The 16,503-nt window shown below is 49.7% G+C and carries 12 protein-coding genes; 6 read left to right on the top strand and 6 right to left on the bottom strand.

Going from position 1 to position 16,503, the window contains the following annotated elements:
- Positions 1-308: 308 nt before the first annotated feature.
- Positions 309-1,388 (bottom strand): class II fructose-bisphosphate aldolase, encoded by a 1,080-nt coding sequence (gene fbaA / locus YC6258_RS07890; RefSeq protein WP_044616520.1) that lies wholly within the window; start codon positions 1,386-1,388, stop codon positions 309-311.
- A gap of 61 nt (positions 1,389-1,449) precedes the next feature.
- Complete coding sequence (locus YC6258_RS07885; RefSeq protein WP_044616519.1) at positions 1,450-2,613, bottom strand: phosphoglycerate kinase; 1,164 nt, start codon at positions 2,611-2,613, stop codon at positions 1,450-1,452.
- Between the two features lie 283 nt (positions 2,614-2,896).
- On the opposite strand from YC6258_RS07885, the gene udk reads away from it, so the two are divergent.
- Together udk and YC6258_RS07875 are read left to right on the top strand one after the other, a co-directional pair.
- A complete protein-coding gene (gene udk / locus YC6258_RS07880) occupies positions 2,897-3,523 on the top strand; it encodes a uridine kinase (protein ID WP_044616518.1) in 627 nt (208 codons plus the stop codon).
- A gap of 4 nt (positions 3,524-3,527) precedes the next feature.
- The gene (locus YC6258_RS07875; protein ID WP_052830150.1) at positions 3,528-3,974 is read left to right on the top strand and encodes a methyltransferase family protein; all 447 of its coding nucleotides are present in this window, start codon (positions 3,528-3,530) and stop codon (positions 3,972-3,974) included.
- Here the strand turns inward: YC6258_RS07875 and YC6258_RS07870 are convergent, their stop codons facing one another.
- The 4 genes from YC6258_RS07870 to YC6258_RS07855 all read right to left on the bottom strand — a co-directional run bounded on the left by YC6258_RS07870 (position 3,975) and on the right by YC6258_RS07855 (position 9,065).
- Positions 3,975-4,838, bottom strand: a complete 864-nt coding sequence (locus tag YC6258_RS07870; protein ID WP_044616517.1) for a universal stress protein — start codon at positions 4,836-4,838, stop codon at positions 3,975-3,977.
- Positions 4,838-6,322 (bottom strand): SulP family inorganic anion transporter, encoded by a 1,485-nt coding sequence (locus tag YC6258_RS07865; protein ID WP_044616516.1) that lies wholly within the window; start codon positions 6,320-6,322, stop codon positions 4,838-4,840. The genes YC6258_RS07870 and YC6258_RS07865 overlap by 1 nt, the downstream gene beginning before the upstream one ends.
- 182 nt (positions 6,323-6,504) lie before the next feature.
- Positions 6,505-7,773 (bottom strand): FAD-dependent monooxygenase, encoded by a 1,269-nt coding sequence (locus tag YC6258_RS07860; protein WP_044616515.1) that lies wholly within the window; start codon positions 7,771-7,773, stop codon positions 6,505-6,507.
- A 20-nt stretch (positions 7,774-7,793) separates the two neighbouring features.
- Positions 7,794-9,065, bottom strand: coding sequence for an FAD-dependent oxidoreductase (locus YC6258_RS07855; RefSeq protein ID WP_044616514.1), 1,272 nt, complete (start codon positions 9,063-9,065; stop codon positions 7,794-7,796).
- 168 nt (positions 9,066-9,233) lie between these two features.
- Here YC6258_RS07855 and YC6258_RS07850 point away from each other — a divergent pair, with 168 nt between their 5' ends.
- The 4 genes from YC6258_RS07850 (at position 9,234) to YC6258_RS07835 (ending at position 16,402) form a co-directional block, all read left to right on the top strand.
- Positions 9,234-10,388 carry a flavin-dependent monooxygenase gene (locus YC6258_RS07850; protein ID WP_044616513.1) on the top strand — a complete coding sequence of 385 codons (1,155 nt, stop codon included), beginning with the start codon at positions 9,234-9,236 and terminating at the stop codon, positions 10,386-10,388.
- Positions 10,389-10,530: 142 nt separating this feature from the next.
- Positions 10,531-13,542 (top strand): amino acid adenylation domain-containing protein, encoded by a 3,012-nt coding sequence (locus YC6258_RS07845; protein WP_044616512.1) that lies wholly within the window; start codon positions 10,531-10,533, stop codon positions 13,540-13,542.
- Between the two features lies 1 nt (position 13,543).
- Positions 13,544-15,082, top strand: coding sequence for a class I adenylate-forming enzyme family protein (locus tag YC6258_RS07840; RefSeq protein ID WP_044616511.1), 1,539 nt, complete (start codon positions 13,544-13,546; stop codon positions 15,080-15,082).
- A gap of 75 nt (positions 15,083-15,157) precedes the next feature.
- The gene (locus tag YC6258_RS07835; RefSeq protein ID WP_044616510.1) at positions 15,158-16,402 is read left to right on the top strand and encodes an alanine racemase; all 1,245 of its coding nucleotides are present in this window, start codon (positions 15,158-15,160) and stop codon (positions 16,400-16,402) included.
- Positions 16,403-16,503 lie beyond the last annotated feature (101 nt).

Genomic DNA, 16,503 nt, shown 5'->3' with positions numbered 1-16,503 from the left:
TACCCCACTCCTGCGCATCCATGCCCCTGGGATATGACCGACAGGGACGGCGGGAATGCAGGATGTGTCTGGAACATACATTCTGCTGACCGCCAGGGACGGCGGGAATGCATAATGTGCAGGGAGCAACATTATGCCCATCCCTCCATGGGCATACCCCACTCCTGCGCATCCATGCGCTCGTGGGATACAGCCCTTCCATGGGCATACCCCACTCCTGCGCATCCATGCGCCCGTGGGATACCATCCCTCCATGGATATAAAAAAGGCTCCCGAGGGAGCCTTTAATATCATTGATTAAGAAAAAATCAATAACGATCAATACAATTCAGTTCGGCAAATGCCTGTTCCAATCGCTTGACCATGCCATCCTGAGACTTACGCAACCAGACACGTGGGTCATAAAACTTCTTATTGGGCTTGTCTTCACCGTCAGGGTTACCGATTTGTCCCTGCAGATAGGCTTCATTGGCCAGATAATACTCACGAACACCATTCCAGGTTGCCCACTGGGTATCGGTATCAATGTTCATCTTGATGACACCATAGGAAATGGATTCTTCAATTTCAGCAGCCGAGGAACCAGAACCGCCGTGGAATACAAAGTTGAGGCTCTTTTCTGTCAAACCAAATTTCTCGGAACAGTATTTCTGCGAGTTATCCAGAATTTTTGGAGTCAGTTTCACATTACCCGGCTTGTATACACCATGAACATTTCCGAAAGAGGCCGCAATGGTAAAACGAGGGCTGACAGCGCTCAGTTTTTCATAAGCATAAGCAACTTCTTCAGGCTTGGTGTACAGATCAGCGGTATCAACATTACTGTTATCAACACCATCTTCCTCACCACCGGTCACACCCAGTTCGATTTCCAGAGTCATGCCCATTTTGGACATACGCTCGAGATAGCGAGCTGAAATTTCCATGTTTTCTTCCAGAGACTCTTCTGACAGATCAAGCATATGCGAAGAAAACAAAGGCTTACCTGTTTCAGCAAAGTGCTTTTCACCAGCGTCAAGTAATCCGTCGATCCATGGCAACAGTTTTTTGGCTGCATGGTCAGTATGCAGAATAACCGGAACGCCATAAGCTTCGGCAACAGTATGCACATGTTTGGCACCGGCAATGGCACCCAGTATCTGCGCGCCCTGACCTTCCAGTTTAACGCCTTTACCAGCAAAAAAACCGGCACCGCCGTTAGAGAACTGTACGATCACAGGGGAGTTCACTTTTGCGGCAGCTTCCAGCACTGCGTTAACAGAATCAGTACCCACGCAATTGACAGCCGGGAGTGCAAAATGACCGGCTTTGGCCAGTTCAAAGATTTTCTGTACATCATCACCAGTGGCAACACCGGGTTTTACAAAATCGGATATTTTCTGTGACATATCGAATTCCTGATTGTTACAAGAGTTTATAAATCGTCGTAATCAGCTTGGCTGGTTTAACTTAGCCTTTTGCCCGCTCTTCCAGAATCGCAACCGCCGGCAGTTTCTTTCCTTCCACAAACTCAAGGAATGCACCACCACCTGTTGAGATATAAGAGAACCGGTCTTCCATATCAAATTTCTGAACGGCTGCAATTACGTCTCCACCACCTAACACAGAAAATGCATCACTGGCTGCAATTGCTTCGGCGATATCTTTGGTTCCCTGGGCAAAATTGTCAAACTCAAATACGCCACAAGGGCCATTCCACAGGATGGTTTTGGCACCCTTGATAACTTCTGCAAATCTGGCAGCCGTTTGAGGCCCGAGGTCCATGATTTCTTCGTCATCCTGTACCTGATCAACAGGTTTGACAACCGCTTCAGCCGTCGCGCTGAATTCTTTACCAACACGCACGTCAACTGGTTCTGGAATGTCCAGTTCTGCCATCAGTTTTTGAGCCTGAGGAATCAGGTCTGCTTCGTGCAGAGACTTACCAACGTTATATCCACGCGCTGCCACAAAAGTGTTGGAGATACCACCACCTACGATCAACTGGTCGCAGACTTTGGAAAGACTTTCCAGTACGGTCAATTTGGTTGAAACTTTGGAGCCACCAACAATGGCAACCATCGGCCGGGCAGGATTATCCATCGCCTTACCCAGAGCATCGAGCTCACCAGCCAGCAGCGGACCTGCACAGGCAACAGGAGCAAACTTGGCAACCCCATGAGTTGAAGCCTGAGCCCGGTGGGCAGTCCCAAAAGCATCCATTACATACACGTCACACAATGCCGCCATCTTTTTCGACAGCTCGTCATCGTTTTTCTTTTCACCCTTATTGAAACGAACGTTTTCCAGCATCACCAGATCTGCATCAACGTCAAATCCATCCACCCAGTCTTTGACCACGGGAATTTCGCGCCCCATCAGTTTGCCCAGATAAGCAGCAACCGGCTTCAGAGAACTGGCTTCGTCATAGACCCCTTCTTCCGGACGTCCAAGGTGACTCATCACCATGACTTTGGCACCTTTGGCCAAAGCTTCTTCAATGGTGGGTAAAGAGGCTTTAATACGCTTGTCGCTGGTGACATTGCCGGCTTCGTCCAGGGGCACGTTAAGGTCCTGACGAATAAGAACACGCTTACCTGCCAGATCCAAATCAGACATTTTTATCACAGACATGTTGAGTTCCTTTGATATGTAATGGAAAGGGATGTGGGGCTATTCTAACTCACATACTCGAGACAGACACAAGGGATGTAGTAAAATTACATTTTTGAGTGATCTTTATCAGTAAATTGGCGATGTTTTAACCAAAACACCAAGCTGAAACGATACTGCATTTTATAATTACTACAAAAACCAGGATTTTTCTGGTTCATGCACCGTCGAACTGCAGTGAATCATTTGTCGATACCGGGCATCCTGAATAAAATACCCCAAACCTGTTGTGAGTTTCATATTTATGTCCCCCATTTTTATCGGCATCACTGGTGCGTCCGCATCAGGCAAGAGCCTTTTATCTGCCACTATTTATCAGGAACTCAAGGAAGAAGTTGGCGCCCATCACATTGGCATCATCAAAGAAGACTCTTACTACAAAGACCAGTCTCACATGTCGATGGAGGAACGACTGAAAACCAACTATGACCACCCCAATGCCTTTGACCATCACTTACTGATAGAACACCTGGACCAACTGGGCCGGGGATTCCACGTTGACATCCCGGTCTATGATTACACCGAACACACCCGCGCCAGCGACACCATAGACATGGAACCCCGACGGGTGGTGATCGTCGAGGGGATTTTACTATTGACCGATCCCGATATCCGCGAGCGCCTGCATACCAGTATCTATATCGATACCCCGCTGGATATCTGTCTGGTTCGGCGTCTGCAGCGGGATATTGAAAGTCGTGGCCGATCTCTCGAATCTGTGATCAGTCAGTACCGCCAAACCGTCAGACCGATGTTTATGCAGTTTGTTGAGCCATCCAAACAATTTGCCGACCTGATCGTTCCCAGGGGTGGAAAGAATCGCGTGGCCATTGAGATGATCAAAGCCCGCATCAAACAATTACTGGAATAACGCCATGATATTTGACCGACCATTAGGCAGCCATCTGCTGGTGCTGACTCAGGGCGCGGGCATGCTACTGGCAACTGTGCCCAATAACTCTCTGCACCATCATCCGGCACCCCTGATGCTGTCTCTGGCAGGTCTGGTTCTGGCGCTTTGGACGGTCTACCATAATCGAATCGGCAACTTTTCTGTCTATCCGGAAATCAAACAGGGGGCAAGACTCATTACCAGTGGCCCGTATCGCCGGATACGACACCCGATGTATCTGAGCCTGTTTTTATTGATGGCCGGGATAACGATTTTTAACCATGGCTGGTACAACTGGACAGGGTTGCTACTGGTGGCAATGGCCATTGTTCTGAAGATAGAAAAAGAAGAAAAGTATCTGCTGCACACCTTCCCTGGTTATGCAGAATACCGGCAGAAGACCTGTAAGGTTTTCTGGCCGGTTTATTGATTACCTTAATAACAATAATGGCTGTTGGGTGTTTAACAGCATTTTTACGGTAAAGCTGCCAATAATCAGATCACGAATACGGTTGTGACTGAACGCGCCCATCAAGGTCAAATCGATATTTTCCTGTTGCTGGTAATTGCACAGTATTTCCTGCGGATCCCCTTCCAGTTCAGCGACGGTCACATCAAACCCGGCAATTCGCAGTTCTTCGGCGGCATGAGAAATCGGATATTCCTGACTGACCTGTTTGTGATTGACATTCACCAGATGGCAGGCGGTACCTTTAAACAAAGGCCGCTGGGCAACCATATCGAGGGCTTTTTTGGCCCCGACACTACCATCGAACGCCAGCATGATTTTTTGTGGCTCGGAAAATCGGCGGTTTACCACCAGAATCGGTTTGTGCAGCGCCCGGGCAACAGTTTCCAGGTGCCCGCCCAACTGATCATCAAGCGCTTCTTTGCCCTCGCCACGAATACCCATCACCAGCAGCCGGATTTCGTGCTCGCAATCGACCAGGGTCTCCGGAAGAGAACCGTGACGCTGGCGTAGAATCGGTTCGTCATATCCGCGCGCCGTTATCCGTTCACGAATCTGGGATAGCATTTTTTTGCCTTCTTCCAGAACAATTTTACTGCGCTGTTCTTCCAGCGATACCAGCTCATTCAATAAATGTTCCTGGGCTCCAAAACCGATACTGCCACTTAGATCCATCGGTGAAATATCGCGATATTCGATATTGTGTAACAGCTTCAGCGGCACACCAATGCGCTGGCTGGCCCAGGCAGCGTAATCGCTGACATCATTGGTATATCTGGAACCGTCGACACAGGCGACGATCATTTCCTGATTCTGATTATCCATTAATGACCTCCCAATACTTTATCAAGCTCTTCCGGCTTATCATGAACCCCAAAACGATCAACAATGGTTTCACTGGCTTCATTCATTCCAATCACGTTGACTCTGGCACCTTCACGACGGAACTTGATCACCACTTTGTCGAGCGCACCAACGGCGGTTATGTCCCAGAAATGTGCCCGGCTGAGATCAATGGTGACCTCTGCCAGCGCTTCTTTAAAATCAAATGACCGGTTGAACTTATCGGATGAGGCAAAAAATACCTGTCCAACCACACGATAAACTCTGGACTCCCCATCTGCCGACAAATCCGACTCAACATACATGAAGTGGCCGATTTTGTTGGCGAAAAACAAGGCTGCCATCAGTACCCCGGCGAGCACGCCATAGGCCAGATTGTGAGTCCAGACCACCACCACCACAGTCAGGATCATGACAATATTGGTAGACAGCGGCAATGTTTTTAAGTCACGGATCGATCCCCAGTTGAATGTTCCGATGGAGACCATGATCATCACCGCCACCAGGGCCGCCATGGGAATAATAGAAACCCAGTCACTCAGAAACACGACCAGCGTCAGCAACATGGAACCGGCGATAAAGGTCGACAACCGCCCTCGTCCACCGGATTTCACGTTTATCACAGACTGACCGATCATGGCACAACCAGCCATACCGCCAAAGAAACCCGCAACTATGTTCGCGATGCCCTGTCCTTTGCACTCGCGGTTTTTATCACTGGGGGTATCGGTCAGATCATCCACAATCGTCGCCGTCATCAACGACTCCAGCAACCCGACTACGGCCATTGCCGCCGAGTAAGGAAAAATGATTTTCAGCGTCGAGAGATCCAGTGGCACATCGGGCCACAAAAACATCGGCAGCGCGTCCGGCAACTCACCCATATCCCCTACCGTGCGAACATCCAGTCCAAGTAATATCGAGACAGCAGTCAACGACAGAATACAGACCAACGGCGAGGGAATGGTTTTATTGATCAGCGGAAAGGTATAAATGATCAGCAACCCGGCGGCAGCAAGTGCATACACATGCCAGGTGACATTGATCAGCTCAGGTAACTGCGCCATAAAGATCAGAATCGCCAGCGCATTCACAAAGCCGGTGACCACGGCACGGGACACAAAGCGCATCAGATTGGCCAGCTGCAGATAACCGGCGATGATCTGCAATCCACCAGTCAGCAACGTCGCCGCCAGCAGGTACTGCAGGCCATGATCTTTGACCAGGTTTACCATCAGCAGCGCCATCGCACCGGTGGCAGCAGAAATCATACCCGGCCGACCACCAACAAAAGCGGTGATCACGGCAATACAGAAAGACGCATAGAGACCGACTTTCGGATGCACTCCGGCAATAATAGAAAATGCGATGGCTTCTGGGATTAACGCCAGGGCCACAACGAGACCAGCTAAAACATCTGCGCGAACATTACCAAGCCAGTCCTGTTTTCTGGATAACAAAAGCATAGTTTTCCTGTGGTTTTTGTCTGGAGGGTGAACAAAGGGCGCGGATCATACCTGTCCATGCCCGAAAGCACAAAAGTAAGCAATACTGATGTCAGACAGATTAACCCCCGCAAATGGCGTATCAGAAAGCAGCGCAGTCCATACTCAGTTGCCCTACTATCTAGTTCCGCAAGCGCCACGAACTAAGACAGCATTTGAGCCTGTCTGGCCAGCTTCAGATGAAATTCCGGGTCCGCTTTGGCTTTGGCATGCTGAGCCAGGGTCAACTTGCGCATGACGCCGATGCGGGCTTCCTGACCTTCCACCAGACGATAATTGGTATCGAAAGACACCGTCCGCTGCCAGGCCTGTCGCGACCATTCACAGGCGGCTTTCAGATACCTGGAGCGAAAACCGGAAAAGTCATCGTATTGAGCCAGCTGCTCGCGCAGAACTCTGACATGTCCGAGCGCCACACTCATGCCTTGACCATAAATGGGATTAAAACTGGTAATGGTGTCACCGACCGGCAAATACCCGGCAGGCAAATGATCATTCAGATCAAAACGTCGGAACGTGGAAGTGGGCTTTTTAAATACCCGCACCTCACTGACGGGCTGGGCATCACGGATGCGCTGCCATATCCGGTCATTGGGCAATGCCCGCGCCGCTTCCATCCACTCATCCATGGTTCGGGGTGGATGGGCACCGTTACGGCCGTGCAACGAAACGCACCAGGACTCTTGTTCCACCGAAATCAGTGAACCACCAATATCACCCACCCCCGGCTCTGGAATGATCAGGATATTTTCCTGCCTTCCACACCAGTCGGTGGTTTTTTTAAAATGAACGGTGGAATAAAAAATATTGGTTGGGAAGGTATCGACCTGAACCGCCTCAACCAATTGAGCATTAAGCCGGGAGATAAACGGACCGGCATTTCCCGCCGCATCGACAATCAGGCTGGCCGTTAATTGTTCCCCATCGGCCAGAGTCACCGTCGGTTGAGAGACCGTATGCAAATCCGGCAACGACACCTGTGACACAGCGGTTCGATCGCGGATATCGACATTCGCAATTGCTTCGGTATATTCCAGCACCACCTGTTCCAGCAAAGGACGAGATTGCGACAGAAAGTAAACACCAAGATCCCGCTCCGGCATCCATTCGCCAAACTCAAACATCTGCTGATCCACTCCCAGCTGGATACGGACAGATCCGCGCGCCTCCAACGTCTGGGAAATACCCGGATAAACAGACTCCAGTACATCCAGTCCGGCGCGTAACAGAATATGAATATGTCCGCCCTGAGGAACTGCTTTGCGTATCCCGTTGGGAAAGCCTTCATCTGCGGGGAGCAGACAATCCTTATCCAACACGGTCACTTTATTAAAATATGCAGACAAAACCGCAGCCGAACTCAGACCGGCCATTCCTGCACCTATGACAATGGCATGATCAAACTTTTCCATAGTACCCCGTTCCTTTAAGTTCACTGATTAATCATCTGCGCCTGACGAAACAGGCGTTTATGCACCTCTGGGTCAGCAATGGCTTCGTTTTGTTTTTTTAACGACAATGATCGCAGTATCTGAAAATTCTTCTGTCGTGACAGCTCATCCCCTTTAAAAGAAGAGTCGTAGGCAGCACATACACGCCATGCTTTTTGTGACCAGTCCGCAGCTGCTTTCAGGTAATGTTTCTGGATGATCTCATCGGAACCACCTGCCGCAAACGCCTCAAATAACGCCACTGCGTGACCAAACCCCAAAGTCATACCCTGGCCAAAGGTCGGGTTAACACTGGTAATCACATCTCCCAGTGGAAAATAACCACCGGGAAAATCAGTCATCAAATCAAAACGCCGCCAGATAGAAAGAGGTTTTTTGTATACCGAAACCGGGTGAATGTATTCCGCCTGAGTCAGACGCTGATAGATTCGATCGGCAGGAAGACTACGGGCAAATGATTTCCATGCTTCCGGATCAGTCGGTGGTACCACCCCATTACGACCATGCAAGGACACACACCAGCGGTTCCCTTCAATATCGATCAGTGCACCGCCGGCAGATGCTCCCGGTTCAGCGATAATTAAAATGTTTTCCCGCTGCCCGGCCAGCGCCGGCGGCTTATCTACAAATGCAGATGCATAAACAATGTTGGATTGAATTTCATCCACTCGATCCATATCTGGAAAAAAATTCGACAGTTGACGAACAAATTTTCCAGCCCGCCCGGAACAATCCACTACCAGATCTGCCAGCAGTTCTTCGGTATCATTTGAATCCCTGCCCCCCACCGCACCAACAACTGTTTTGCCGGTTGATAAAATCAACTGCTCAATGCGCCATTGGTCATCGATTACAACGTTAGCCAACCGGGCCACCCGATCGCGGATTACATGCTCAAGCAAATAACGAGACTGAGCCAGAATCTCAAAACCAAGATCACGTTCGGGTAACCAGACGCCGTATTCATGGATCTGTTGATCCAGTCCGGCCCGAAGGGTTTTTGATCCTGCCCGGCGAAGATCGTCAGCAATACCCGGTAAAAAACGCTCCAGTATCTGCAGTCCCCCTAACAACAGGCTGTGCAAATGCGCCGCCTGGCCGACGCCCTTACGAACGGCGGGTGACAACGGCAGGCTATCTTTTTCCACCACCTGAACCGTTTTGAAGTAAGGCGATAACGCGGCGGCAGCCAGCAATCCGCCGGTACCAGCACCGATGATCAACGCTTTATTCTTGCCTTGTTTATCTGGCATATGACATATTCCCTTTGTTGATTGCGTTAAATGGCGTATGAACAAATCATCATTTAGCCATAATTTTGTCTTATTTGTCAGACGTTAATTTTTTCCCGGACACTGACTTCATTGTTTGCCGTTGTTATGTGAAACCGAAGCAGCCCAACTACTTAGCATGCAAAAATTATGAACCTTTTAAATAATATAAATCAGATATTGCCTGCCATTCGCAATAACGCTGCCGAAGCAGAAAAAATTGCCATGGTCCCGCAAGAAAATATCGACCTGCTCAAACAGACCGGTTTTTTTCGCGCCCTACAGCCCAAAGCATTTGGTGGATTAGAAGTAAGTTATCCGGAATATGCAAATTGTATCGCCAGAATTGCTGAGGCCTGTGCCTCCACTGCGTGGGCTACCGGACTGCTGGCCAACCACTCTCACGCCATTGCCTTGTTTGCACCCAAACTACAAAACGAAATCTGGGGCGAAAATCCGGAAGCACTGGTCAGCTCATCAGTGGCGCCATTAGGACAATGGGAAAAAACCGAAGGCGGCATTCGCCTATCCGGCACATTCGGCTGGTCATCCGGCTGCGATCATGCTGACTGGGCAGTACTTGGATACATGGGAACAAATAATATGGGCCAGCCCGGCCCGTGTTTTGCGGTGGTTCCCCGCAGTGATTATGAAATTCTGGATGATTGGGACACTGCAGCTTTACGCGGCACTGGCAGCAAATCTCTCGTACTGAAAGACGTGTTCGTACCGGAATATCGCACCGAATCATTGTTCGGTCTGAACTTCGGTCTGAGTCGTGGATATAAAAGCCATAGTGGCGATATTTTTTACACTCCATTCTCACCGGTGTTCTCAATTGGCTTTGCTGCGGTGTCTCTGGGAATCGCCAAACGCTTTATTGAGTTGTTTACCGAAAAGACCAAAACACGCATCAGAGCTTACTCGGGCGCTCGGGAAATCAATAATGCACCGGCACAGATGTATCTGGCTGAATCCGTCAACCAAACAAAAACGGCGCAACTTTTGCTAGAGAACGACTGGAGGGAAATGATGGATCGCGCCAGTCAACAACGATTACCTTCTCCGGACGATGTGCTGAATTGGAGATGTCAGCAATCCTATGCCATAAAAATTCTGATCGAAGCCGTTAACAGGTTATCTATGGCATCCGGCGGTAACGCGTGGTTCAGCAATAACGAAATGCAGCGTCTGTTTCGGGATATCCGTATTACCGGTTGTCATGCCCAGACGGATTACACCATTGCATCACAAACCTTTGGCAGACACCTGCTGGGTCTTGGAATGGACGCAAAATACTACTGAATTATCCTAATTTACCGTCATCAACAACTTTTCATCCTGCCGGTGCAGGATTGATATGCCCTGACAACGACAGCGGCTCCGAAGCGTTGCCATACGGTTGAGTCAGGATAGCTCGAAAGAACAAGGAGCCAGGCTGTCAGCTATGATATCCAATGAACATCCCCGTCTGGATGATGTGATTCTTCACTACGCGGAAACATCACCAGACAAAACAGCAATCCGTTTTCAGGACAGGGCTGTCAGTTACGCAGAGCTGAACCAGCGGGTCAAGGCGTTGTCGCTGTACTTATACGCAGCAGGTGTCAAACCCGGGAAATTTGTCGCTGTCATGCTGGATCCATCAGAAGACATTCTCGTATCCATGCTAGCCATCTTCAGGGTGGGAGCCATTTATGCTCCACTCGATCCTGAACATCCGGATGTTCAGATCAAAGAACGGCTGGACACGATCATGCCAACGGTGTTGATCACCCAGAGTCATTATCAGAACCGGGCCAGTGATTTCAGTGTGGCGACCATTTATGTTGATGGTATGAGTGCCACCGAAGTTCACGAAACAACCCGGCTCGACTGCAAGCCCGATGATCCGGCCTGTATCTTTTTTACCTCCGGCAGTACCGGAAAAGCCAAAGGCGTGCTGGGTAACTACAGGAGCCTGTCGGCATCTATCATTGAACCTTCGTCAGCACTTGGCATTAGCTCTGCGGACACCGTTGATTCCATCGCCCGTTATGCCTGGAGTATCAGCATGCTGGAACTGATGAGTGCACTGGTGCAGGGAGGTACCACGCTGATACTGGAACGACAGAAAGCCCTGGATCTCAACTGGCTGGCACAACAGGCCAGCCAATGTACTGCATTTCACTGCCCACCGGCGCTGTTAAAAAACCTGTCCGAGCACATTGAACAAATGACGGATCAGTCCGGCTTTTCCAATGTCCAGCTGGTCTGGTACGGCGGTGACGTTTTCAGCAGACAATCCATCGACCGTCTACACCGGGTATTTCCAAATGCACGGGTCGCCACAGCGTATGGAACCACCGAAATTTTTGGATTGAGTCACTGTTATTTTTATCATCGAACACAAGCTGATGAAAAAGTACTCATCGGCAAACCAGTTGGCGCGATGGAACAGCTGCTGCTGAAACCGGACCGGACTCCTGTCAAGACAGGAGAACCTGGAGAGCTGTATCTTGGAGGATCCCGGATTGCCATGGAATATTATCAGCAGCCGGAGCTGACTCAGGAAAAATTTCCTGTCATTGATGGCCGGCGTTACTTTTATACCGGGGACTTCGCCAGCATGGATGAATCCGGCAACCTGCAATATCTGCAACGCACGGACAGCCAGGTCAAGATTCGGGGCATCAGAGTTGATCTGGGAGAGATTGATTACCACCTGAATGCTCATGCACGGGTCAAGGAAGCCGTGGTCATCGCCAAAGAGGATGATCATGGCAACAAAGCTCTGCATGGTTTTGTCGTCTTTCACAGTCCGGACGCTGACAACCTCAAAACCATCCGAGAACATTTACTGGCAGTGCTGCCGGATTACATGGTGCCGACCAGCCTGACTGAGCTTGAACACTTACCCTACACCGAAAATTTCAAGATCGACCGCAAAGCGCTGGCCGGTCATCAGGCTGAGCCACTCAGCAAGCCGCAATCGTTCAACGATCCACTGACATCACAGCTGGCTTTTTACTGGCAACAAACGGCCCATATCTCTCCGACCTCTGATCAGGACCACTTCTTTGAGATTGGCGGCAACAGCATGTCTGCGATTGTGTTGGCTTCCACCTTGAGCCGGGATTTCAATATTTCCGTCGAAGTTGCAGATATTTACCGTGCCCCCACCCTCGCCGGCCAGAGTCATCTGATCAATGAACTCAATCAGGCAGCGACCAATACCATCACTACCGAGTTGCACGGCTGCCTGGCGCAGGTGGGTCTGTTTTTCCGCGAATTACTGGAACACCGTGATGCATCAATCACCTGTACCCGTTACATTACCCGGGCAGCAGGGTTTGACGACAATTTGCTTAAAAAAGCGCTGGCCATGCTGATCGAGCGCCACCATACACTCAGAACATCAGTGACCCCGGCAACCGGGCATCTTAAGCTGACTCTCATGGATCCCCCAGATGAATCAGAGATGATCGTGAACCGGATTCCCGGAACCTGGAGCCTGCAAGACCAGCCGGGTATTCCGACGGTTGCCAAGCAGATATTCAAATTCAATCTGCGCAAAGGCCCACTGATTGCAGCATCCTGCTGCCAGCTGGATAGCGATGAAGAATTATTACAGCTGACCGTTCATCATATTGCTGCAGACGACAATTCAACCGGGCGATTGGCAGAAGACCTGATTCGCATCTATGACGCTCTATTGCATAACCGGGCCATGGTTCTGCCACCTCTGCGCAGCGGCTATGATGATTATCTCGCTGAGCAACAAAAGCGTCTGGATAGTGGCCAGTACAATGAACCAGCCAGTGACATCGCGAAAAAATTACTGCAGCAACTGGATGATATTGAAACCAACCCCCTGATCAGGATAGATCCTCATTCAGGCACACCACTGTTTGATATCGTCTCACTGAATTCCGGTGTGGCTGGCAAATGCAGCTTCACCGATGTCGTCGCAGCCATGTCATGGGCGTTTTATCAACAGTTTGGTCGTAACCGGTTCGTATTCTGTGCTCACGTGGCTTTGCGCCGGGATACTGAGGACAATCCACAGGTGGGGATGTTTGTGAACCTGCTGCCGGTATTTTTATCTGTGCATCCCGAACACAATGAACAACAACATGCCGAACAAACCCGTCATGAGTTTGAGCAGGCAATGGGCAACAGCGACGTACCCTATGAACTGATATTGCGAAGCCAGGAAAGACTGCGAAGATTAGGACGCTACCCATTCGATGGTTTCGTTAATGAATTACGGTTTGAGGATGAATACCCTAGCGGTTATGACGGCGTCGTTGTACAACGGGCGTTTGCCACCGATGGTCACGAAATCAGCCTGTCATTGATCCGCTCTCCGGATGGTGATGCCATCAAGCTGGAAAGCCCTGCGTTCGATGATGGCCAGAACATACTGCACCAACTGAACCTGCTGATCAGTCATTATCTCACCAGACTAACGGACTAACATGATGACGACCAGAGCTCCGCTGATTCAGCGATTACAGCAGTTTGCCCAAACTCAACCAGATCGGACGGCATTATCAGATACCCAGGGCTCACAAATAAGCTATCGGCAGCTCTGGCAGAGAGCGAGCCGGATCGCCGGTATACTGGATCAGTACCGGGACAAAAATGATTTTGCCTTCGTACTCGCCAATAAAGGAATCTTACAGGCGGTCGCCATTATCAGCGGCTTAATCAGTCAACGGCCAGTCGCCATCATCGACCTGCGTCAAGGCTCCGCCCGCGTCGCAGAGATGTTACAACAAGGCCGCAACCTGGTTGGCCTGATCGATGGCAACGGCCGCAAACTGCTGGACCAGTTGACTGACAGTCATACGCCGCTACCGACTATTCATTGCCATAGCATCGATTCTGAAAATTCGTCAGACGATATCCAGACCATTGCGGGTACTTTTAATCATCCGGTTACCACAGCAACGACAATCGTCCCGCCACAAACTGCGTTGATAATTTATACATCCGGTTCAACCGGCATGCCCAAAGGTGTCTGTATTGGCAGCCAGGATCTCGATGCCCGACTGACAACGGAACAACAGTGGTTTGAAATCAGCTCCCGGGAACGTATTCTGGGTGTGCTGCCAGTGAATTTCGATGTGGGTCTGACCCAACTGCTGGGCACCTTGTTTGCCGGTGCAGAATATGTTTTTTGTTATTCCTGGTTTCCTGCCGATATCATCAAGCAGATTACCTTGACCAACCCGTCAGGACTGGCCATGTCTCCCATGATTTGGAAAGGGTTGTTGCGGTTCAAGGATCAGGAGCTGCTTTGGCAAACCCTGAATCAACTGCGATATGCAACTCTCTCTGGTGGCACGATTGATCTGACAGACCAGCAGAAAATCATCCGTCACCTGCGACAGGCAACGCTGATCAAAACGTACGGTCAAACAGAGATGTTTCGTATCGCTGCTCATAAAGTAGCACCGGACACGGATGCTCTGATGAGTGTCGGCCAGGCTTATCCCGGTGTCAGCTTTGTGATTCTGGATGATGCGGGCCAACCACTTCCAGCCGGCAAAACCGGTGTCGTTGCTGCAAAGGGTATGGGTAAAATGATTGGGTATGTGGGTAATCCACAAAACGATGACGCGACCTCTATGATTCTGACCGGAGATCTTGGCCATGTGGATGAGCAGGGGCGACTGACCATATCCGGGCGCAAAAATGACATGGTCAAAATTATGGATCAACGGGTTTTTCCTCAGGATGTCGCCCACAGCATCAAAACCATACTAAACCTTCCGGATGTCGTTGTGGTCGCCACAGACGACACTGAGCCAAAGCTGTTGGCAGTGTTTGAGTGCGGGCCGGATCATCACCTGAGCAAACAGGACATGCTAAAAACTTTACGCCAGCAGCTGGCTTCACATTTGATTCCAAAACACCTGTATCAGATTGACAAGATTCCCGCGACGTTAAATGGAAAAGTTAACATGATGGCCATCAAAGCCTTTATTCAGGAACAGGAACAACATGCGTGATCCTCAAACCCGTTTATCCATCCAAAACACTTTTAAGACAGTTCGCTGCCGACAACACAGTATCAGGATAGCAATATGAATTTTGAAGGTTACCCTCTGGAACCTGTCCGGGAAGCAGGCAAGCATTTCGAAACACCTTTTTATCTATATAACCTGGATATTCTGGAAACCAATATTGAGACGCTGAGGCAGGCCACCCAAGGCTTTAAACTGCGCTATGCGGTTAAAACCAATCCAAACCCAATGATCCTCAACTGGATGAAAAACAGAGTTGATTCTGTCGATGTTTCTTCCTCCGGTGAAATCATACTGGCTCGCAAACAAGGCTGGCAGGGCTGCGACATTGAATTTACCGGGCCGGCAAAAACTGCAAAAGATCTGCAACTGGCACTGAGAGAACAGATCCATTCAATTGTCATTGAAGATTTAAGTGAAGCTGAATTACTGAATGATATCGCCAGACAACAGGGTGTCACGGCCCGGATACTGATCCGAATCGCACCCGCTCTGGCAGAAGAAAATTTCGGTGTACGGCTGGCAGGCAGACCAACACAATTTGGCGTTGACGAAGATAAGCTGCCGCAGACATTGTCTGCCTTACAACAACTGACGCATCTGCATCTGGCAGGTTTTCATATTTACTCCGGCAGCCAATGTCTCAATGATGAATCCCTGGCTAACCATTTCGCCAACATGTGGGCCATCTTCCAACAGGCCATGCAACTCTGGTCACAACCAATCGAAGAACTCGTGTTTGGTGCCGGAATGGGGATTCCTTACCATGATAGCGACAACAGCCTGAAACTCACTCATTTACCGGCAATCGCGCAGCAAATCCGTGAGGATATTGCCAGCCGTAATCTGAGCATTGAGTGCTTTATTGAAGTGGGGCGTTTTCTGATCGGTACTGCCGGTTTATTTGTCACTCGGGTAGTCCGGGTGAAGGAATCAAAAAATACCCTAATTGCCATATGCGATGGTGGGATGAATCATAATCTCGGAGCCTGTGGCCATTTAGGTGGGATTTCGCATCGTCACTATTCCATGATAAATCTGACGGGCTCTGACAAAAGTGTGGAAAAATATCGAATTGTCGGTCCGCTATGTACTGCCATCGATACTCTGGCCCATCGGATTGAAATGCCTAAAATTTCCACTGGGGATCTTCTGGCGATAGGCTGTGCAGGCAGTTACGGCCCGACAGCCAGTCCGCTGTTTTTTATCTCCCATGCTCTGCCAACAGAAATTTTATATACACAAAAAGAGCAAACGAATGATGGATTTATTCAAGCAGACTGGTTGACACTGCCTCAACTTTAAATGCGTTTGCTGGCATACTAAGACTATAAAGGGAGAACCATAAATTCGCCGGGAGCATATTCCAAAATGATATGAGCGGCCGGTATCAGACACATTAAATT

Origin of the sequence: Gynuella sunshinyii YC6258, from assembly GCF_000940805.1 — a bacterium.
Classification (GTDB): domain Bacteria; phylum Pseudomonadota; class Gammaproteobacteria; order Pseudomonadales; family Natronospirillaceae; genus Gynuella; species Gynuella sunshinyii.
The sequence above is the reverse complement of the archived record's forward strand: the minus strand, read 5'-3'. Positions and strand labels throughout refer to the sequence as shown.